At 59.5% G+C, this 16,924-nt stretch carries 27 protein-coding genes; 8 read left to right on the top strand and 19 right to left on the bottom strand.

The window, feature by feature from the left end; translation table 11 throughout:
- Window positions 1-182: 182 nt before the first annotated feature.
- The 10 genes from OGR47_RS20670 to OGR47_RS20630 all read right to left on the bottom strand — a co-directional run bounded on the left by OGR47_RS20670 (window position 183) and on the right by OGR47_RS20630 (window position 5,642).
- The gene (locus OGR47_RS20670; RefSeq protein ID WP_165055504.1) at window positions 183-893 is read right to left on the bottom strand and encodes a DJ-1/PfpI family protein; all 711 of its coding nucleotides are present in this window, start codon (window positions 891-893) and stop codon (window positions 183-185) included.
- A gap of 93 nt (window positions 894-986) precedes the next feature.
- On the bottom strand, window positions 987-1,967 hold the full coding sequence (locus OGR47_RS20665) for a GlxA family transcriptional regulator (protein WP_165055503.1): 981 nt from the start codon (window positions 1,965-1,967) through the stop codon (window positions 987-989).
- Entirely contained in the window at window positions 1,964-2,443 is a 480-nt protein-coding gene (locus tag OGR47_RS20660) for a DMT family transporter (protein ID WP_165055502.1), read from the bottom strand. The genes OGR47_RS20665 and OGR47_RS20660 overlap by 4 nt, the downstream gene beginning before the upstream one ends.
- Window positions 2,444-2,451: 8 nt before the next feature.
- Entirely contained in the window at window positions 2,452-2,859 is a 408-nt protein-coding gene (gene gloA, locus OGR47_RS20655) for a lactoylglutathione lyase (RefSeq protein ID WP_165055501.1), read from the bottom strand.
- Window positions 2,860-2,868: 9 nt separating this feature from the next.
- Window positions 2,869-3,411, bottom strand: coding sequence for a DUF1993 domain-containing protein (locus OGR47_RS20650; protein WP_165055500.1), 543 nt, complete (start codon window positions 3,409-3,411; stop codon window positions 2,869-2,871).
- A 29-nt stretch (window positions 3,412-3,440) separates the two neighbouring features.
- The gene (locus tag OGR47_RS20645; protein ID WP_165055499.1) at window positions 3,441-3,725 is read right to left on the bottom strand and encodes a carboxymuconolactone decarboxylase family protein; all 285 of its coding nucleotides are present in this window, start codon (window positions 3,723-3,725) and stop codon (window positions 3,441-3,443) included.
- Complete coding sequence (locus OGR47_RS21995) at window positions 3,662-3,883, bottom strand: carboxymuconolactone decarboxylase family protein (protein WP_368856443.1); 222 nt, start codon at window positions 3,881-3,883, stop codon at window positions 3,662-3,664. Before OGR47_RS21995 ends, OGR47_RS20645 begins: the two co-directional genes overlap by 64 nt.
- Window positions 3,884-4,050: 167 nt before the next feature.
- On the bottom strand, window positions 4,051-4,497 hold the full coding sequence (locus OGR47_RS20640; protein ID WP_165055497.1) for a hypothetical protein: 447 nt from the start codon (window positions 4,495-4,497) through the stop codon (window positions 4,051-4,053).
- A gap of 215 nt (window positions 4,498-4,712) precedes the next feature.
- Entirely contained in the window at window positions 4,713-5,198 is a 486-nt protein-coding gene (locus OGR47_RS20635; RefSeq protein WP_165055496.1) for a hypothetical protein, read from the bottom strand.
- 27 nt (window positions 5,199-5,225) lie between these two features.
- Entirely contained in the window at window positions 5,226-5,642 is a 417-nt protein-coding gene (locus OGR47_RS20630; protein ID WP_165055494.1) for a 4-oxalocrotonate tautomerase, read from the bottom strand.
- 141 nt (window positions 5,643-5,783) lie between these two features.
- Here OGR47_RS20630 and OGR47_RS20625 point away from each other — a divergent pair, with 141 nt between their 5' ends.
- Window positions 5,784-6,362 (top strand): TetR/AcrR family transcriptional regulator, encoded by a 579-nt coding sequence (locus OGR47_RS20625; protein ID WP_165055493.1) that lies wholly within the window; start codon window positions 5,784-5,786, stop codon window positions 6,360-6,362.
- 306 nt (window positions 6,363-6,668) lie between these two features.
- Here OGR47_RS20625 and OGR47_RS20620 read toward each other — a convergent pair whose 3' ends face one another.
- The 3 genes from OGR47_RS20620 to OGR47_RS20610 all read right to left on the bottom strand — a co-directional run bounded on the left by OGR47_RS20620 (window position 6,669) and on the right by OGR47_RS20610 (window position 8,977).
- Window positions 6,669-7,580: a PDR/VanB family oxidoreductase gene (locus tag OGR47_RS20620; protein ID WP_165055492.1), complete on the bottom strand. Its 912-nt coding sequence runs from the start codon at window positions 7,578-7,580 to the stop codon at window positions 6,669-6,671.
- Window positions 7,581-7,597: 17 nt separating this feature from the next.
- Window positions 7,598-8,518, bottom strand: coding sequence for a pyridoxamine 5'-phosphate oxidase family protein (locus OGR47_RS20615; RefSeq protein ID WP_165055491.1), 921 nt, complete (start codon window positions 8,516-8,518; stop codon window positions 7,598-7,600).
- Window positions 8,519-8,599: 81 nt separating this feature from the next.
- Window positions 8,600-8,977: a DsrE family protein gene (locus OGR47_RS20610; RefSeq protein WP_165055489.1), complete on the bottom strand. Its 378-nt coding sequence runs from the start codon at window positions 8,975-8,977 to the stop codon at window positions 8,600-8,602.
- 140 nt (window positions 8,978-9,117) lie between these two features.
- Between OGR47_RS20610 and OGR47_RS20605 the strand changes: the two genes are divergently transcribed.
- Window positions 9,118-9,687 (top strand): TetR/AcrR family transcriptional regulator, encoded by a 570-nt coding sequence (locus OGR47_RS20605; RefSeq protein WP_165055488.1) that lies wholly within the window; start codon window positions 9,118-9,120, stop codon window positions 9,685-9,687.
- A 33-nt stretch (window positions 9,688-9,720) separates the two neighbouring features.
- Complete coding sequence (locus OGR47_RS21990; protein WP_165055487.1) at window positions 9,721-9,939, top strand: DMT family transporter; 219 nt, start codon at window positions 9,721-9,723, stop codon at window positions 9,937-9,939.
- Here OGR47_RS21990 and OGR47_RS20600 read toward each other — a convergent pair.
- Together OGR47_RS20600 and OGR47_RS20595 are read right to left on the bottom strand one after the other, a co-directional pair.
- Window positions 9,880-10,401, bottom strand: a complete 522-nt coding sequence (locus OGR47_RS20600; protein ID WP_165055486.1) for a hypothetical protein — start codon at window positions 10,399-10,401, stop codon at window positions 9,880-9,882. The genes OGR47_RS21990 and OGR47_RS20600 overlap by 60 nt on opposite strands.
- Before the next feature lie 66 nt (window positions 10,402-10,467).
- Window positions 10,468-11,514: a DsbA family protein gene (locus OGR47_RS20595; protein ID WP_267270106.1), complete on the bottom strand. Its 1,047-nt coding sequence runs from the start codon at window positions 11,512-11,514 to the stop codon at window positions 10,468-10,470.
- A gap of 100 nt (window positions 11,515-11,614) precedes the next feature.
- Here OGR47_RS20595 and OGR47_RS20590 point away from each other — a divergent pair, with 100 nt between their 5' ends.
- Together OGR47_RS20590 and OGR47_RS20585 are read left to right on the top strand one after the other, a co-directional pair.
- On the top strand, window positions 11,615-12,256 hold the full coding sequence (locus OGR47_RS20590; RefSeq protein WP_206527497.1) for a pyridoxamine 5'-phosphate oxidase family protein: 642 nt from the start codon (window positions 11,615-11,617) through the stop codon (window positions 12,254-12,256).
- A 24-nt stretch (window positions 12,257-12,280) separates the two neighbouring features.
- The gene (locus OGR47_RS20585; RefSeq protein ID WP_165055484.1) at window positions 12,281-12,922 is read left to right on the top strand and encodes a glutathione S-transferase family protein; all 642 of its coding nucleotides are present in this window, start codon (window positions 12,281-12,283) and stop codon (window positions 12,920-12,922) included.
- 53 nt (window positions 12,923-12,975) lie between these two features.
- On the opposite strand, the gene OGR47_RS20580 is transcribed toward OGR47_RS20585, so the two are convergent.
- The gene (locus OGR47_RS20580; protein WP_165055483.1) at window positions 12,976-13,656 is read right to left on the bottom strand and encodes a TetR/AcrR family transcriptional regulator; all 681 of its coding nucleotides are present in this window, start codon (window positions 13,654-13,656) and stop codon (window positions 12,976-12,978) included.
- An 83-nt stretch (window positions 13,657-13,739) separates the two neighbouring features.
- Between OGR47_RS20580 and OGR47_RS20575 the strand changes: the two genes are divergently transcribed.
- On the top strand, window positions 13,740-14,207 hold the full coding sequence (locus OGR47_RS20575; protein WP_216697984.1) for a DUF1348 family protein: 468 nt from the start codon (window positions 13,740-13,742) through the stop codon (window positions 14,205-14,207).
- Between the two features lie 278 nt (window positions 14,208-14,485).
- Here OGR47_RS20575 and OGR47_RS20570 read toward each other — a convergent pair whose 3' ends face one another.
- The 3 genes from OGR47_RS20570 to OGR47_RS20560 all read right to left on the bottom strand — a co-directional run bounded on the left by OGR47_RS20570 (window position 14,486) and on the right by OGR47_RS20560 (window position 15,811).
- A complete protein-coding gene (locus tag OGR47_RS20570; protein WP_165055481.1) occupies window positions 14,486-14,890 on the bottom strand; it encodes a class I SAM-dependent methyltransferase in 405 nt (134 codons plus the stop codon).
- Window positions 14,887-15,099 (bottom strand): zinc-binding dehydrogenase, encoded by a 213-nt coding sequence (locus tag OGR47_RS21985; RefSeq protein WP_165055480.1) that lies wholly within the window; start codon window positions 15,097-15,099, stop codon window positions 14,887-14,889. The genes OGR47_RS20570 and OGR47_RS21985 overlap by 4 nt, the downstream gene beginning before the upstream one ends.
- A gap of 163 nt (window positions 15,100-15,262) precedes the next feature.
- Window positions 15,263-15,811, bottom strand: coding sequence for a TetR/AcrR family transcriptional regulator (locus OGR47_RS20560; RefSeq protein ID WP_165055479.1), 549 nt, complete (start codon window positions 15,809-15,811; stop codon window positions 15,263-15,265).
- A gap of 81 nt (window positions 15,812-15,892) precedes the next feature.
- Between OGR47_RS20560 and OGR47_RS20555 the strand changes: the two genes are divergently transcribed.
- A complete protein-coding gene (locus OGR47_RS20555) occupies window positions 15,893-16,267 on the top strand; it encodes a hypothetical protein (protein WP_165055477.1) in 375 nt (124 codons plus the stop codon).
- Window positions 16,268-16,293: 26 nt separating this feature from the next.
- Window positions 16,294-16,803 carry a DUF2867 domain-containing protein gene (locus tag OGR47_RS20550; RefSeq protein WP_165055476.1) on the top strand — a complete coding sequence of 170 codons (510 nt, stop codon included), beginning with the start codon at window positions 16,294-16,296 and terminating at the stop codon, window positions 16,801-16,803.
- Window positions 16,804-16,924 lie beyond the last annotated feature (121 nt).

Raw genomic sequence — 16,924 nt, 5'->3', positions numbered from 1 at the left:
AAGCGCGTTCGATGATATCGTTCGACCGATCCGGTCAGAGTCAAGTGGCGATAATCAAAGTTCACGATGATAGACCTCCCCGGCTTGTCGTGTTCCGATCGCTGCGTTCCTCGCGGCCGAAGAAACGGAATTGCCGCGGCGGGTCGAGTCGTAATATCCGCCCCGCCGCTCCCTTTTTTCTGCTACCGCGCGGCCGCCTTGCGGCGCTGAGCAGCAGCCATCACCGCAGGCATCGCATTCTGTTCGAAATCGTCCTTAACCAGGCTTGCCGCGAACGCGGTCAACTCTGGTCCGGCAGCTTCGGGTGAGCCAGCATTGAACGGCGGTTTAGGATTGTACTCGATCAACAACTGTGTGGCCTTGGCGACGGTCTCGCCGCGTAGTTCAGATAGCACCGTTAGTCCGAAATCGACGCCAGCTGTCACTCCGCCGCCGGTGATGCGGTTGCGGTCAATAACCACGCGCTCGCGCACGCCTTCGACCCCAAGCGATTCCAGCATCGGATAAGTCGCCCAATGGGTGGCCGCCCTGTATCCGTCGAGGAGGCCTGCGGCGGCCATGATGATCGTCCCGAAGCAGATTCCGGTAACATATCTGGCTTCCGCTCCGGCGCGCGCGAGATAGTCCATCGCCCGGGCATTATTGATCACGTCCCATGCGCCGAACCCGCCTGGAACGCAAAGGATATCGACGTCAGTCGGGCAGGTTTCGAAAGTGTGGGTTGGTTGCAAGGTCAGGTCAGTGTCGGTGACAACCGGATCGAGACTTTCCCAGACCAGATAGGTTTCGGCCTGCATGCACCAGAGCGACTGCGGACCGGCAAGGTCCAGCAGAGTCAGCCGTGGATAGACGAGCATGGCCACTTTGAGTTTAGGGGGATTTTGATCGGACATGAAGGGGCTCCTCAAATTGAGGCCTCAACCCTGCGCCTGTTGCGCGGAAAGCGTGAGTGGCGGCAGTGACATTTAGCGCTCAATTAGCGCCATTCAGGAGCGGCCGCGCCCGGTTCTGGCGGCGCCCGCAGCATTGAAGCGCTGCCGATAGGCCATCGGGGTAACGCCTACCTGTCGGCGAAAGCGTGCGCGAAAGGTGACCGGTGACTCAAATCCCGTCGCGAGCGCGATTTCCTCTATGGGACGGGCGCTGGATTCGAGAAGTTCTTGCGCATACCGTACCCGGGCGTGAATAAGCCATCGCATCGGGGTCGCGCCGGTCTGCTCGCGAAAGCGGCGCAAAAAAGTGCGTGTGCTCATGCGTGCTTGCGCTGCAAGGGCAGCCACATCCAATGGCTCGGAAAGATGATTAATAATCCAGTCCATTACCGGTGCGAGGCTCTCGCGCGAAGTCGATAGTTCGTGACGGATATACTGTGCCTGCCCGCCATCGCGGTCGAGAGGCGCGACCGTAAAGCGCGCAGCCTCCGCGGCGACAGCCTGACCGAAGTCTTGCCGGACCATATGCAGGCAGAGGTCGATACCGGCAGAGAGCCCTGCGGACGTGAGTACCGCGCCTTCGTCGACGAATAGCACATTGGGATCGACCGTCACGACAGGATAAGAGTCGGCCAATGCCCGCGCCATGCGCCAATGCGTGGTTGCGCGTCGCTCGTCCAGCAGGCCAGCAGCGGCAAGAACGAAAGCACCCGAGCAGATCGACGCAATGCGGATGCCTCGGCGCGCTCCAGCTTGTAGGGCTGCGATCACCTCAACCGCGACAGGCTCGGTCGGATCGTCGATTCCCGGAACGATAATCGTTTGGGCGCTATCCACGGCCTCAAGCCCATGCCGTAGTCCAATATCGAAATATGGAGTTTCGATAGATGGCCCGGAACCGCAGACCGTGACGGCATAGGCGTGCTCTCCACCGATCCTGGCGCAACCGAAAATTGCACAGGGGATAGCGAGATCAAAGGGCACGACGCCTGGTAGCGCCAATATGGCCAGGCGGTGGCGGTCCTTCGTCGTCATGGCAGGCTTTCAGCGACGCCGGTCCCGCCACCAATCTGCGTCATCGCGAGACCCGCAAGGATGAGGGCGATCCCGATGACGCGGGCCAGCGATGCCGGCCAAAAACTTGCGCCAAACAAACCGAAACGATCGATTGCGGCCGAGGTCAGAATCTGCACCGAAACGGCAGAGAGGAAAACCGCGCTGATACCGAAGCGCGGGGCAAGGAAGGTGACCATGAAGACATAGCTCGCCATGATGAGCCCGCTCGCAAGATCGAGCGCGCGCGCTTGGCGCAGCAGGCGCAAGTCGTGGATCCCGCCCGTGATCAGCAAACTGACCGTGCAAGCAGCCATGAGCCCAACGACGAACAGCAGCACCGGGGCCTGTGCTGCCGCGCCCAGCGCCTTGCCAAGCCGGACATCGGGTAACGCCATAATCGGAATCAGCACCCCTGCGGCGGTGGCCCGGGCGGCGAAGAGCGGAAAACGAAGCATGATCGATCTCAAGCCAGCGGGGTTTCGATGAGCTCGATGCGGTAGCCATCGGGGTCTTCGAGAAAGGCGATGATCTCGATATCGTCGCGATCGGGCGACGCATTCGACATCGGACCAGCTGGGCGGACGATTCTCGCACCCTTGGCCGCGAACGCGTCGCATGCCGCACGGGCGTTGCTCACCCCTAATGCGATATGGCCATAGCCGCTGCCGTGCTCATAGTTTTCCGTGTCCCAATTGTGCGTCAGCTCGATCACTGCAGAGCTTGCCTCCGAACCATAGCCTACAAAGGCGAGCGTGAAGCGGCCCGAAGGGTATTCCTCGCGCCGGAACAATGTCATGCCGAGCATATCGACATAAAATGCAAGCGAGCGGTCGAGATTGCCGACGCGGATCATGGTGTGAACGATGCGCATGACCTCTACTCAACCTTCTGGGTCTGCATCGAACCCGGCCATGCCGGGCACCTTGCCAAGGAAATCAAGCTTGCGGATTTCGATCCCATTGTGGCGAAGCAGAGCGTAGGCGATGCTCACATGAAAGATGAAGCTCGGCACCGCGAAGCCAACCAGATAGTCTCGCCCGCTGGCCGACAGACTGAGCCCGCCGAACTTGAGCGCAATCGCGCGACCTTCCCCACCTTCGATGAGCTTACCGTCGACCGAAGCTATGAAGTCCAGTGTCTTGGTAATCCGGGCGCGAAGATCCTCGAAACCGATTTCGTTGTCGGGATAGGAAGGGTTCTCAATGCCAGCGAGGCGCGCAACCGCGCCTTTCGCGAAGTCGCAGGAAAATTGCACCTGTCCGCGAAAGCTGTGCATGTCAGGATAGAGCCGTGCGCCGAGCAACGCCTCGGGATCGATCTTACGTGCGGTGGCATGGATTTCGGCCTTGTCGAGCAAGCCTGACAGAATACTGAGATAATGGACGAAGACCGGCAACGATGCCGACGCCATAGTGAAGCTCATGGCTTTTATCCTTGTTGAAACGGTCAGGACTAGGGCTTGGACCAGGCAAAAGGCGCGAAGACGTCATCAAGCTTGGTTCCAGCGATGTGGTTGATGTAGTCGGCGATGGTTTTTAGCCCTACCCCGAAGACGACTTCGAGGATTTGTGCCTCGCCATAGCCCGCCTCGATGAAGGCTGTCAGTGCCTCGCGCGAGGGACGACCACGCGCTGTCACGATCTGGACCGTCAGACGGCGTAGCGCCTCAAGCTTCAGATCGGGAATGCGACGCCGCGCGCGGATGGCGTCGACCGCCTGCGCATCGACCTTTTGCATGGCAGAGCGCGCGCTGTGGGCGCCATGCAATATTCGCATCCATTTTCAGCGCTTGTCGTCAGCATGACGATCTGGCGCTCGGTCGCGTTGAGCGACGTCTTGTCGAACAACGCACCGCCGGTCTGATAGGCTTCGAGAACGGCAGGCGCCCCTGCCATGGCTCCAAGCATGTTGGGGATGAAGCCAAAACCTTTTTCGATTGTGGTAAGCGCGGCTCGGGCGGCTTCTGGTGCTGTATTTGCATTATAGACTTGGTGAGTCATGAGAATATTCTCCATTGAAACGCGTGGGCGCGGGAGGACGATACCCTCCCGCAATGCTGCGATCAGGCGCGATCGACGGGAAAGGCGTGGTTTTCGGCGACACGGCGTTTGGCGGCGAGATGGCGCTCATAATATTCTGCGCGCTCGGGTGCTCCCCCAAGGGCATCGTTGGCGGCGGCGATACCGACCGTGGCTCCGCTCGCACCCCACGCCCCTTCAGGGACCTCATTGATAATCACCCAGTCGCCAAGCCGGTTCGGGAAGCTTCCATCGAGACCGAAGGCGCCAGCGATAATGTCATTCATCTTGGCATGGACATTGGACTTTTCAGTCTGTGTCGCAGCACCCTCAAGATACCAGATCTCGAACAGAAAACGCCCGCCGACGGGCGCTTGGTTGTCGGGCTCGCCGCCGACGAACCATTCAGTCGCGGGGTCTTTTTCCTCGAAGATGACGTAGGTTGCGGCGCGGCCTTGCGGCGTATCCGAGCCGACTTCGCCGACGAGCAAGACAGGCGTGACTTCGGCCGCGAGCCGGGCCTTCTGGGCCTGGTCAAGCGCGCCGCGTTGATAGGTTATGCGAAGCAGGGGCATGGTAGATTCCTCAGATGTGAAGAAGAAGGGAGCGGCGGGTCAAAAAATTCCGCCCGTCGCTCCAGCTTTGGTCCAAGGAGACGGTCCAGGATTGAGAAATCAGACTTGATGGGGGCAGTTATAATGTTAGATTATTTGCAGATTTCGCCGCCGTAACGGACTAGCCCGACCATGTTGTTCGGGTCGCGCAAATCGACCAGGCCATAGCTGTTGAACACGCCACCATAGCCCTTGAGCGTGCCGCGCGAATCCGCTTGCTGGATATCGTAGGTAATTTCCAGCATGTAGCGGCCTGGCTTGCCGGGCACGCTTGTCAGGATACCGAGATCCTTGGTGTGGATGGCTCCGCCGTCTTCACGACCGAAGTAGTGCTCCATATCCATCTCGAGACCAGTGGGAGTCTCGCGCTGCGCCAGGATCTTGCCTGCCGCATTCTGCACGCTGCCCGCGACAGATGCCGAAATAACGATCGGCTTTCGGTCTCCTTCAGGGAAGAAGTTTGGAATGGCGACGCCGCCGATCGGCATGCAGTCCCGGCCAACCTCGGCGGCTCGTGCCGGGCCCATAGCTGTCAAGGCCACGCTACTTGCAAAAAGCACAGCGATCAGTCGTTTCATCACGCGTTCCTTTGTAATTCGGGGATGTCAGGCCGCAGCCACCGCCGCGCCAATCTCGGCGTTGGTCAACGCCTTGCCATCGATATTCCAGGTGCCATCCACGGCATGGACCCCGTTGGACCAGATCCGGTCCTTGGCGAGCGTCCCGCCCGAAAGTTCGTGCAAAATCTGGGTCGCCTCGCCGAAGAAGGTTGTCTGGATCGCATGGTCGGCGAGCGCGAATGAGGGGGTCTTCGTCTCGATCCACGCGCCGTCGATCGGTTTGCCCCCGGCAAAAGTGAATCCTTTGGGAAGCACGTTGAGGTGCGCCGTGACGTTGGGCGTCATCACCCTGTTTCCGACCAATCCATGGTGCCTAAGGAAGCTTTCGGTGATCTTCTCGACCGCCAGCATGACCTTGTCTGTGGGGATGACTCCTTCGGTGAGGGTAATGCTGATAGGCATGATTTTTCTCCATTTTCCGTTAAAGAGGATGGGGTTGTTTCCCGCTGCGATACGCCATATAACGACCGCTATTCATCCATTAGATAACGATCGTTATTGAGTCAAGAGAAAAAATAACGATCGCGATGTCATGGAGTGCGTATGCGATATCAGGCGGACCATAAGGAGCAGGCGCGGGCCCGGCTCGTCGAAGCGGCGGGACGTGGATTCCGCAAGCGTGGATATGGGGGAATCGGGGTCGACGGACTGGCCAAGGAGGCGGGGGTGACCTCGGGCGCCTTTTACGGTCACTTCAAGTCTAAGGACGAAGCGTTCAAGGTTGCGGTCGAAGCCGGGCTCGATGAATTGTACGAGTGCATAGGCGCCTTGCAGGAAGAGCAAGGCGACGCTTGGCTGGCTGCCTTCATTGATCTCTACCTCGGTCCCAAGCGTACCTGTGAACTCGGCATGAGTTGCGCCCTGCAGAGCCTAACGCCCGAAGTGCAGCGCGCCGACAGTGCGATCCGCTCGGTATTCGAGGAGCGAGCACGACGTGTAGCTCGGGCTATCGCCCGGGGTCTCGTCGGGGCCGAGGCCGACCGTCTGGCGCGAGCGTGGGCGCTACTAGCGCTGTTGTCAGGCGGGGTGACGCTGGCGCGGGCGTGCGAGAGCGAAGAAGCCGGGGCGCAGGTGGCCGAAGGCGTGCGCTTGGCGGCCCTGGCAATCGCTGTAGGATCGTAATCCCCGTTTCCGTGGCGGCACCCGGTCAGGGCTTTCTGCCTTGTTTCGCGGCAAGCGCTACGCTGGAGGTCGAGATCGAGAACGGCGCGAGGAAATTGAGGCCGGACCATCTCGATGCAACCGAATGTATCCGGCTGTCACGTGAACATACCAGCGCACGCCCCAGAGGATCACGTGACGGCCGAAATGGCTCCCTTTGAATTCGATCAGCGCGCTGTTCCGCCTGCCTCGCCAACTAGCGTAACGTAGGCCGGCCTCAGAGAGAAATTTGTGACAGAACCGGCGTGTTGGTGTGTCACGGGCAAGTCATAGATCGAGCGTGAGTTCGTCGCTCGTTGGCCAAGAAACGCAGGTGCACATCCCCGCTCGGCGTTGATCTGGAGAGAGGCAGACGTCGCGATGATCAACGGCGCCACTGAGGACCGGCGTATAGCATGACCCGCACTCGCCCCGGCGACACTCCGATGGCGCCCAGACTCCGGCCTCGGTCATTGCATCGAGGATGGACACCCCGGGCTTCACCGGGATTGTCAGCTGTGACTGCAGCAAGCGCAGCGTGAAGGGTTGATCGGCAGAGCGGCTCAATGCACCGAAGCTCTCGATATGAAGGGCTTCAGCCGGTAGATTTAGCGCCGCCACCGTTGATCGAACGGCTTCGATCAGCGGCTGTGGTCCGCACACGTAAAAATGCGCGTCACGACGACATTGGGAAATCATACGAGCCACATCGAGGGTCGGGGATCCACCGTCATCGACATATTGCGTGACGTATTGCTCGAACGGGGCAAGAGGCAGAAGGCGCGCTGAATTGCGGCTGGCATAGTGCACTTCGAAGGATCGACCAGCCTCCGCGAGCGCCTCCATCATCGTCAGAAACGGCGTGATGCCGATACCGCCTGCAATCAGCACCGTGTGGAGTGCGGTCATTTTTAGATCGAATGCGCTAAACGGACCTTTGACCTCGAGAGTTTCGCCAACGCACAAATCTTCGTGGATATATTTCGATCCGCCGCGGCTCGGAACAGTCTTGAGAACGCAGATCTCAAAAAACTCACGCGCCGTCGGCGAGGATGTTAGCGAATAACGCCGCTTGATCGCGCCAATGGCGATCTCGATATGCGCTCCCGGCGCAAACGGGGGCAAGGCCTTCTCATTTTGCGGCGCAAGGCGAACACGTAACGTGTCTTCAACGAGAAGCGTCTTGTCGATGACCGTCATTTTCATAGCGCTGGAACTCACGGATTGAAAGGAGATCTGTCGACGAGGCGCCAGGACCGGTGAGGTGACAACGGCGAAAGGCGCCATTGTTTGCAGTGAAACGACCACCAGCGGTCGGTTCCGCCGGTTTTCTCAGGACTTTTTGTGTCCGTGAAGTTGAGGGTGACATCTCCGGTCATTTGGAGCTGGCGCTGGTTGTCGAAGTCGATAAAGGCAAGACCTGCACGCGGCTTCACCGCCAAATTGCCGAGTGTACCGAACATTGAGTTGCCCGGATAATCTGGCACATACAGCGTATTGCCGCTGACCTCGACAAAGCCCGGCGTTCCGCCACGATGCGAGCAATCGGCAGGTCCGTCGGGATGAACGCTGGCGACGAAGAAGGTGTCTGCGCCCGCAATGAGTTCCGCAAGTTCCGTGTTGAGTTCACGACCGCTTCTAGGCGCACACATGGTCCCGCCGCGGGAAGTTGCCTCCTGCACGAGATCCCGACGCTGGATGTATTTAGGACAATTCGGGTAGGCTTCCGCTACTCGAACATGGATTTCGCGTCGTTCGGCGGATGCAACCACGCCGTTGACGCGCAAACGGCGGCGCGTTGCGAACTCGACGAACAGAATCCCGACCTGATCACTGCGGCTTATGCTGTCGAAGATCGTGCCGCCGGCCGGCGCATCGTCGGTCGTGGGCAGGCGAAGATCGAGACCAAGACCATCAGCGCTCGCTTGAGCAAAGCCTGGTTCGGCGAGCAATAGTTCAGCCCAGACGTCGCCGTAAGAATCCGCCCAACCAAGGGCGCAGTAACTTTGCTGACCGACAAAAGAGCGTGCAGCTGGGGGAATAGAGCCAGCGATAAGATGCCCGTTCAACACGGCTTTGTCGCGCTCGCCCGTTAACTCTTGAATTTGGATCTCGCCGGAGTGGAAGGGCTCTGACATCGCGCGCCCCGCTGAGGCTATGAGTTAGCGAAACGTGTCTGAGCGCCGCTCGAGGCTGCGACGCTCAGACGCGGCTTCAGATCAGTAATTGAGCACTCGGAAACCTGCATCGAGATACTTGGTAATGTCGATGATGCCGGATGTGCCCGGAATTGCCTTCTCGTAGATGAGGTTGCCCCCTGCCGCCTTGACATCGTTGGTCGCGCCGAACACATCGGCACAAGCTCCGCAGACGCCGACAACAGTGTCCTTGACCGCGTTGTATAGGGCGTGAGCTGGGTGATCCGGTTTCACGACAACGCTCGCCCAACGCACGCCGGTGCCCTGAAAAATCAACGCGACCTCCTGCTTCTTCTCCTTGAGCTCGTAGGCGACGAACAACGCATTAAAGAGCCGTCCGAGGGCTTCCTCTGTACCCCCCTTGGGGTCCGAATAGATAACGATGGCGGTCTTGGACATGGTGTCTCCTCTTCTACGTTCCCCGTGTCGGCGGGGTTTGACAATTACCGAGCGATCGGTCTGATATGTCTGAGGCGCCCAGAGAGCGAAGTCAAGCGTAATTTACCGATCGGTCGGTAATACACCGGAGGAGGCGACACATGGGACGGAAGCCGTCGGTCGAAGACGAGGAGTTGATGTTGCGGCTCAGCGCCGTCTTTCGGGACGTGGGATATGAAGCGGCAACGCTCGCAATGCTGGCGGAAGCTACCGGGCTCAAAAAGGCTAGCCTCTACCACCGCTTTCCCCAGGGAAAGGAGCAAATGGCGCGCGAGGTTCTCGAAACTGCCGGCGCCTGGCTCGACGAAAATGTGCTGGCCCCGCTCAGAGGGCCTGGGTCGCCGGTCGAGAGGATCGACGATATGGTTCGCCGGCTCGACGAGTTCTATTCCGGCGGTCGCCAAGCGTGCCTTCTCAATATGCTGTCCTCGGGACGGATAGCCGAAGGGCCGTTCACCGAATTGATCAAACAAGTTTTCGAAGCGTGGATTGCGGCCCTGTCAAGCGTGCTGGCCGATGCAGGCGTCGACAGGCGGACAGCGCGTGCGCGCGCAGAGCGAGCCATGATCATGTTGCAGGGCAGTCTCGTTCTCTCGCGCGGCATCGGGACCCCGCGCCCCTTCCGTGAGTTCTTGAAGGGATTGCCCGAGGAATTGCTCAAGGGGGCTTGAGCGCGAACCAAAACCTGCAGGAACTACACCCTCATGGTTATACTACTCGCGCCCCGCATAGGAATCAGCGCTGTCATTCTTTTTGTCGTCTCAGCGCAGGTGCTCGCACCGGGGTCAATCGACCACTTGGATCTCTTCGGCGCAGGAGCGTCGCGGTTAGGCGCTGGGCGCCTGATCGGCATCGCGCTTGTCTTAGCTGGTGTCGCATTCGTGCAATTGGCGCCGCATGTAGTGCAGGAGATTCAGCAGTGACCAAGCGCATTCATCGCTTGGCGATTCTGACGCTTTCTGACGTAATTCCTTCGATATCGGCATTCCTGCGCGATTTTCGGGGCGGTCAGGATCGGCGCGAGCGACGCCTGCGAAGCTGTTGTTTGTGGCGATAGCAAGAGCGTGGTCACGCATCATTTTCGTGTCGAACTGGACGCCGGGCTCGAGGCTCTTGAGTTCACCGTTACGATCATCGTTCCTGGAACCGCCGATCCCCATTCGCCCCCTAACCCGCGCGTCCTCGATGCGCTCAGCGCGGCTACCAAACGCGGCGTCAGGATTGCTTCGAACTTGTTCGGACGCCTTCGGCTCGGCACCGCCGGCCTCCTGGACATCCGTCGAATCAGAGTGTCCAGATTGTTGTGTTCGACTATCCAAGTGCGCAAAAGTTCGCGGCGAACCGAAAGCGTCTTTTAGCAGAGAGGCCTCAATAATGCCTTCCAAGCAGCATCGCCTCTCATCGGGCGAGGATTGGTGACGCTTCACGTGGGTCGACGCGAGGCTCTGCTCCTATCGGCCCGTCCTCTTCGCATCGGCCACCTGGGTTTTCAGCATTTCGAGAAGCTTGGCTGGTGCGCCCTCGATGATGGTCTCTCCGACAACGAAAAAAGGCGTACCGTGGATCGCAAGAATCTCGGCGAGCGTCCGAGCAGCCGTGATTTCAGCGGTAACGGACTCGCTTGCCGCATCGCGCTTCACGGCATTCATATCGAGGCCAAGCGACGCCACTGCGTGCATGGCATTCTCGGCATTGACGACGCCCTGAAGCCCCGAAAGAATTTTGTGGGCTTCTGCAAACTTCCCTTGTCGTTTCGCGGCAAGGGCGATGCGAGCCGCCTCCTCCGAACCCTTCGAGAGAATCGGCAAAGGCTTGACGACCACCCGCACCGTCGGATCGCTCGTTACAAGTACATCCAGATTGCTCGCTGCGCGACGACAGTAAGGACAATTATAGTCCGTAAACTCAACGATGGTGACCGAGCCATGCCGATTGCCGATGACGGCTGCGTCAATGTCGTGGAATAGCTCGGTGGCGTTGGCTTTCACAGAGTCGCGCAAGGCGCTGGCCCGCAACACGCGCTCGCGTGCTTCGAGCACATTCTGCGCCTCGGCAAGGATTTCCGGGTTGACGAGCAGATATTCACGGATGAACGCGCCCATTTCGGCCTTTTCCCGTGACGACCAGCGAGCGACGCGCGGTGGTTCGGTCGTCTTGTCGCCGAGCGGCTCGCCGGCGGCAGCTTGAAACGCGCCGACACAATAGAATGTCGAGAATAGCGCGCCCAGGAGCGCAAGAGCTGTTCGATTGCGCCCGCAGCTCCAGAAGCCTCGGGACGCTTGTCCCACAATGACCGCGTCGCCGCGACCAACTGCTTCAACATCCATCGGCGCGACACCTCGGTCGTTCGCCGATCGCATGCCCTGCTTCGCATTGTCTCTCACTCGCACTCCCTCCGACCGTGTTCGATCTAGGCGTCTCGATTCGCGCTTTTCCGAGCGGTTATCCCAAACAGTCGCCCCGTCGATTTGCATTACCGAACGATCGGTATATAACAAGAATCAACTTCATTCGGTCAAGTGGTTTGTCACGTCAGGCCAGACCCACTTGTCGGAAGGTTGTTAGCACGGTTCGAAAATTGAACTTGGAGCGCCACACGTGACACGACGATTTTTGAACCTTGTTTTCACCGACCTCGTAAGAGATCAGCAGCTTTTGCACGGCAGCCGCCAAACCTATGCACGTCACGACGATGTGCCCGATGTGCGCGACCAGCTGACGGTGGCCGAAACCGAATTTCTTACAATGCGCGACAGTTTTTATCTGGCGAGCATCGGCGCAACGGGTTGGCCTTATGTGCAACATCGCGGCGGCCCGCCCGGCTTCATCAAGATCCTCGGCCCTGACATGTTCGGCATTGCCGACTACCGAGGCAATCGCCAATACGTCAGTCTCGGCAACTTCTCAGGCGACAATCGCGCGGCGTTGTTCTTCATGGATTATCCCCAGCGTGCGCGCCTCAAAATTCTGGCCCGCGCGCACGTGGTCGATCTCACTGAAAACGCCGAAATCATGGCGAAGCTGACCGATCCATCGTATGGCGCAAAAGTCGAACGAGGCTTGCTGTTCGAGGTCGAGGCTTACGATTGGAACTGCTCACAACATATCACGCCGCGATACACCAAGGCGGAGATCACGCCGACAATTAATGCGCTCGAGCGGGAGATCGCAGAGCTGAGGGAGGAACTCGCTCGCTTCGCAGGTGTGTCACCATCGCCGGCAGATGATACTGCACCGTGAAATCGCGCCCAAGGATCGAATACGATGACGCCCGCATCTCCCCTTCGCCTGTATCGCTTTCAACTCTCCGGCCATTCTCACCGCGCCGAGTTGCTCATCTCGTTGCTGCGGCTTCCCGTGACCCTCATCGATGTCAATTTGGGTGAAAAGGCCCAAAAAGACCCGGCTTTCCTAGCGCGTAACGCGTTCGGTCAGGTACCCGTCCTAGAGGATGGCTCCGTCACCATTGCGGACTCCAACGCCATTCTCGTGTATCTTGCTTCTCGCTACGACGAACGACGACGGTGGTTGCCAACGGACGTAGCGTCTGCGGCTCAAGTTCAAAGATGGCTCTCCGCCGCAGCAGGCCCACTGGTTTCGGGGCCGGCGGCTGCGCGCCTCGTCGGCCTTTTCAACGCCGGGCATGATTTGTCCCGCGCTCACAGGATTGCCGACGAACTCTTCCGAGTGATGGATGCGCATCTGATAGAAAGAGACTTCTTCACCGGTTCGTCGCCGACTATCGCTGACGTGGCGTTGTACACCTACACCGCCCATGCTCCCGAAGGGCACATCTCTCTCGCGCCCTATCGACAGATCCGAGGATGGCTCGATCGTATGACTCGCCTCGATGGCTTCGTCGCCATGGCGCGGAGTGAACCGAAACATGGCTCGATTTCACGTTGAACCATACGAAGCGCGAAAAGCTCTGTTGACGGCAAACCTCAGCAGTTCTCTAATCACGTCGTTCGTGACGATTTTGTACGAACATTTTCGGTTGACAGTTTTTGGCGGCGACGCGGCGACGCCGCCCTCTTGATGGCAGGGGGAGTATCGTGCAGACGGGTCAACGCTCCTAGCACATGGCGTAGCGACGCGATCGCGTCGCGACTCGCCGCTTTGCTTGTCTGCGCGCGCACGATCGCGCCGTCGGCGGCGAGCGCCGCCGCTTGCGCGACAATGGCGCGGTCTGGACGGTCTTGCGGCAGCAATGTTTCGATTTCCGCGATCATCTCCGCCTTGTGGCGCGCGGCGATAGCGGTCGCATCCGGCAGCGCGCCGCCGATCTCCGCGACAGAATTGATGAATGCGCAGCCACGAAAAGACGGCTGCGCGAACCATTCCGCGAGCGCGGCGGCCAATGGCGCAAGTGGTTCGTCACGACGCGCCCTCTCATTCTGGCGCAAGCGGTTGCAGGTGAGCGCCTCGCGAAACCAGCGCATCCATTTCTCATGGCGATACTCGAGAAACGCGCGGATGAGATCATCCTTCGAGGGAAAATGTCGATAGAACGTCACCTTGGTGACGCGGGCCTCGGCGATCAGACGATCGACGCCGGTCGCTCGCACACCGTCGCGATAGAAAAGGTCATGCGCCGTCTCGAGAATTCGATGACGGGCGGATTTGGGTTCGGCGATCATGAGGGAACACTATAGACAGATCCGTCTACTTAGGCTATCCCAGACATGTAGACAGGTCTGTCTATGCGCAAAGGAACGCCGCCATGGAATCGAAGCCGCCGCTGCCGCCATTTTCCGAAGAGACTGCCCGCCAGAAAGTGCGCATGGCGGAGGACGCCTGGAACTCGCGCGACCCCGCCCGCGTCGTCCAAGTCTACACGCCCGACACGCTTTGGCGGAACCGCGCCGAGTTTCCGCAAGGGCGCGATGCCGTCAAAGCCTTCCTCGAACGCAAATGGGCGCGCGAACTCGATTACCGCTTGATCAAAGAGCTTTGGGCTTTTGCCGGAAACCGTCTCGCCGTGCGCTTTGCATATGAATGGCATGACGATTCCGGGCATTGGTGTCGCTCATATGGCAACGAAAATTGGGAGTTCGACGATAATGGTCTGATGCGTCGGCGTTACGCCAGCATCAACGATCTGCCGATCGCGCAGGAACAGCGCCTGTTTCACTGGCCGCTGGGCCGACGTCCCGATGATCATCCCGGTCTAAGCGAACTTGGACTTTAAGCGCGCTCACGACTGTAACCGGAGCGCGCGCGACGCGTGCTTCGCGTGCAAATTAAGGGTTTGTCCTTAGCTGAAACGGCGACCGCTTCCGCTATCGGCGCAAACATTTGGTTGACGATGCGCACGGCGCAGCGGCGCTTGGAGAAAGGCTTTTCACTGGCGCGGACTGAGAGCCGAATGGCTCCTTGCTTGGCGAGGCAGTCTGTGCCTCGCCAGTCTCAGGGGGAAGGCTAACGTCGCAGCATGGTGCGACTTCGTGAGCGCTCATCATGAATGATCTAAAGAGCGCTCGAAAACTTCGGAACACGGCGCAACGAGAGCGCCTCCAGCGACGCAAGCGTCTTCAGCGGATCTGCCGTGACGATGACGATAGACGACGCGGAAACCATATCGAAGCGCTCACCCGCCGCCAAAGCCGTCTCGATGTCGGAGCATGCAAACGATGGCGCGCTGCGATGGAAACCAGCTAGTTCCCTCGCCGCCTCGATCATTCCGGCGCTGCGATCGATGCCACGCGCTTTGTACCCTCTGGCGGAAGCAATGCGTGGCATGAGCCCTAGACCGCACCCGACGTCGAGCCACGAGCGGCACTCCCCCGGCAGCAAGGCAGCGGTCTCATGCAGATCACGGTAGGAATCCGCCCCTTGCAGGAACGAAAACTGACGAACACTGAAGGCGTTCACGAACGCACCTCGAGCACAACGCGCCCGCGCCCGCGCCCTGACCCTATTGCCTCGTGGGCGCGTCGCACCTCCTCCAGAGCAAACCGCCGAAGATGGGGAATTCGAAGAGCCCCCGCGCTCCACAAATCGAGGATGCGCTGGAGCTGCGAACCGTCCAGCGTCAGCGATTTGATGTCCGTCCGAGGGAAGTGGGGCCCGCATAACCGCATGCAGGATCTCTCTGATCGCAGCTGGCGCTGGAGATACTCGCAGATGGCCGCCAACGTGGTGGAAAACCCCACGCCCTAGACCTTGCCGCTCTTGAGCAGCGACAGGTTCGCCTCGGCAATGCCGATTGCATGGGCCAGTCGCCAACAAAGAAGGAGACGTGCCCTAATCTCCACGCACCAGCATGGGCAAAAGGATATTGAGGCAATCTGCAAGCTCGTCATCGGAAGTCGAGGTCGCGCCCATCATGAATTTCCCGACCAAGGCGCGGTAAACCAGTCGGGCGCGAGCGCGGCTCGCTTCGGGACTAAAGCCCATTTCGAGAAACAGCGCTTCAAGATAATCCTGCCTGCGCCGGTCGATTTTTTCCAGCGCATCCGCCGCCATCGAATCCCGCGCCGCCCAGCCTCTTATCGCGCGGTCCAGCCTGCCGTCGACCTGTGCGACAATGGCGAACAGGGCGGCCAATTTTGCGCGCGCGTCGCCTCCCTTCGCCTCAACGTTTTCGATGATCGCATGCGTCGCGTCCGACTGCCAGACTTCCAACAACGCATCCAGGAGCGCGCCGCGGTCCTTGCAATGCCAATAGAAGCTGCCCTTGGTCACGCCGAGCGCGGCGGCCAAACGCTCGACGCGCACAGCTTCCACGCCACCCTCGATCAATATCTTGAAAGCCGCGTCAATCCAGTCCCGCTTGTTCAGTTTTTCGCTCATGCCGAACCATACGGCAGCGTATTGACACCCGCAAGATTGCCTCGTAGCGTGTCCATACGCTTACGTATGGAAGGCCTCCCCATGACGACGCTGCTGGCAGCCGCCCTGTTGATCTTTTTGCTCGGCGCCACTCATTCCTGGCTTGGCGAACGCAAGCTGATCGGACCGCTGCTGTCGCCGGAGCGCCGCGCGGGCCTGCTTGAGAGAAGCGTCTTTGCGCGGAGAGTTCTGCGCTTCGCTTGGCATCTCACAACCCTTGCGTGGTGGGGATTCGCCGCGCTCCTTTGGGCGCAGGCGAGATTTCCTCTCGAACAGCAAGGTCGGGCCACCCTCACCATTATCGCGACGACGTTTTTCATCAGCGGATTTGCGACGTTGATCGTCAGTCGCGGCCGTCACCTAGCATGGCCGGTGTTTCTTATAATTGCGTTTTTCTCAGCGTTGCCGCTTTTGTGACAGATCAGTTGCGTCGGAGCTGGAGTATGAACGAGGTGCTCGCTGCTACGACGCCGGGAGAAAGCGCTCTCCGTTCATGGCTCGCCCACGCGGATTTTCACGACGCCTGGTCCACCCCCTTGCGCAATGGCGCGCTGACGCCGACGGAAATTTTCCTGCGGGCCTCGCGCACAGCCCCTGCTTGGATTGGATGGCTGATGGCTTTGCGCAACTGGATCGTGCGTCAAATCGGCTTAAAAGACGTCGGCTCCATGTCCGACGCGACTGGCAAAGCGGCGGACGCTTACCGGATCGGCGACAGGCTCGGCATTTTCACCATTATGGGCCTCACCGCAAATGAGCTGCTGCTCGGCATCGACGACAGTCATCTCGACGTGCGCGTTTCGGTTATGAAAACCGGGCAAGGCGGCGCTCCGAAGTGCGTGGTCTCGACCATAGTACTCGTTCATAAGTGGATCGGCCACGTCTATATGGTCCCGGTCGGCCGAATTCACCCTCTGGTCGTCAAGGCGATGCTGCGGCGGGCGGAGATTTGACGCTATGTCTCTCCCGTGGTTTCGAGACGCCATGAAATTTACTTAAGCTTATAGGGTTTTCTACTCCTTCAGAAGAACAGGTCTCAAGATTCTGGAATGTTATAACGCCGGCGGACATTAT

The sequence above is a fragment of the Methylocystis sp. MJC1 genome (assembly GCF_026427715.1).
Taxonomy (GTDB): domain Bacteria; phylum Pseudomonadota; class Alphaproteobacteria; order Rhizobiales; family Beijerinckiaceae; genus Methylocystis.
This window is presented reverse-complemented; position numbering and strand designations above follow the sequence as displayed.

Bases quoted from the DNA above. Each gene is read 5' to 3' on its own strand.
- OGR47_RS20670 (WP_165055504.1), bottom strand. From the start codon at position 893: ATGTCCGATCAAAATCCCCCTAAACTCAAAGTGGCCATGCTCGTCTAT.
- OGR47_RS20665 (WP_165055503.1), bottom strand. From the start codon at position 1,967: ATGACGACGAAGGACCGCCACCGCCTGGCCATATTGGCGCTACCAGGC.
- OGR47_RS20660 (WP_165055502.1), bottom strand. From the start codon at position 2,443: ATGCTTCGTTTTCCGCTCTTCGCCGCCCGGGCCACCGCCGCAGGGGTG.
- gloA (WP_165055501.1), bottom strand. From the start codon at position 2,859: ATGCGCATCGTTCACACCATGATCCGCGTCGGCAATCTCGACCGCTCG.
- OGR47_RS20650 (WP_165055500.1), bottom strand. From the start codon at position 3,411: ATGAGCTTCACTATGGCGTCGGCATCGTTGCCGGTCTTCGTCCATTAT.
- OGR47_RS20645 (WP_165055499.1), bottom strand. From the start codon at position 3,725: ATGCAAAAGGTCGATGCGCAGGCGGTCGACGCCATCCGCGCGCGGCGT.
- OGR47_RS21995 (WP_368856443.1), bottom strand. From the start codon at position 3,883: ATGGCAGGGGCGCCTGCCGTTCTCGAAGCCTATCAGACCGGCGGTGCG.
- OGR47_RS20635 (WP_165055496.1), bottom strand. From the start codon at position 5,198: ATGAAACGACTGATCGCTGTGCTTTTTGCAAGTAGCGTGGCCTTGACA.
- OGR47_RS20630 (WP_165055494.1), bottom strand. From the start codon at position 5,642: ATGCCTATCAGCATTACCCTCACCGAAGGAGTCATCCCCACAGACAAG.
- OGR47_RS20625 (WP_165055493.1), top strand. From the start codon at position 5,784: ATGCGATATCAGGCGGACCATAAGGAGCAGGCGCGGGCCCGGCTCGTC.
- OGR47_RS20620 (WP_165055492.1), bottom strand. From the start codon at position 7,580: ATGACGGTCATCGACAAGACGCTTCTCGTTGAAGACACGTTACGTGTT.
- OGR47_RS20615 (WP_165055491.1), bottom strand. From the start codon at position 8,518: ATGTCAGAGCCCTTCCACTCCGGCGAGATCCAAATTCAAGAGTTAACG.
- OGR47_RS20610 (WP_165055489.1), bottom strand. From the start codon at position 8,977: ATGTCCAAGACCGCCATCGTTATCTATTCGGACCCCAAGGGGGGTACA.
- OGR47_RS20605 (WP_165055488.1), top strand. From the start codon at position 9,118: ATGGGACGGAAGCCGTCGGTCGAAGACGAGGAGTTGATGTTGCGGCTC.
- OGR47_RS21990 (WP_165055487.1), top strand. From the start codon at position 9,721: ATGGTTATACTACTCGCGCCCCGCATAGGAATCAGCGCTGTCATTCTT.
- OGR47_RS20585 (WP_165055484.1), top strand. From the start codon at position 12,281: ATGACGCCCGCATCTCCCCTTCGCCTGTATCGCTTTCAACTCTCCGGC.
- OGR47_RS20580 (WP_165055483.1), bottom strand. From the start codon at position 13,656: ATGATCGCCGAACCCAAATCCGCCCGTCATCGAATTCTCGAGACGGCG.
- OGR47_RS20575 (WP_216697984.1), top strand. From the start codon at position 13,740: ATGGAATCGAAGCCGCCGCTGCCGCCATTTTCCGAAGAGACTGCCCGC.
- OGR47_RS21985 (WP_165055480.1), bottom strand. From the start codon at position 15,099: ATGCGGTTATGCGGGCCCCACTTCCCTCGGACGGACATCAAATCGCTG.
- OGR47_RS20560 (WP_165055479.1), bottom strand. From the start codon at position 15,811: ATGAGCGAAAAACTGAACAAGCGGGACTGGATTGACGCGGCTTTCAAG.
- OGR47_RS20555 (WP_165055477.1), top strand. From the start codon at position 15,893: ATGACGACGCTGCTGGCAGCCGCCCTGTTGATCTTTTTGCTCGGCGCC.
- OGR47_RS20550 (WP_165055476.1), top strand. From the start codon at position 16,294: ATGAACGAGGTGCTCGCTGCTACGACGCCGGGAGAAAGCGCTCTCCGT.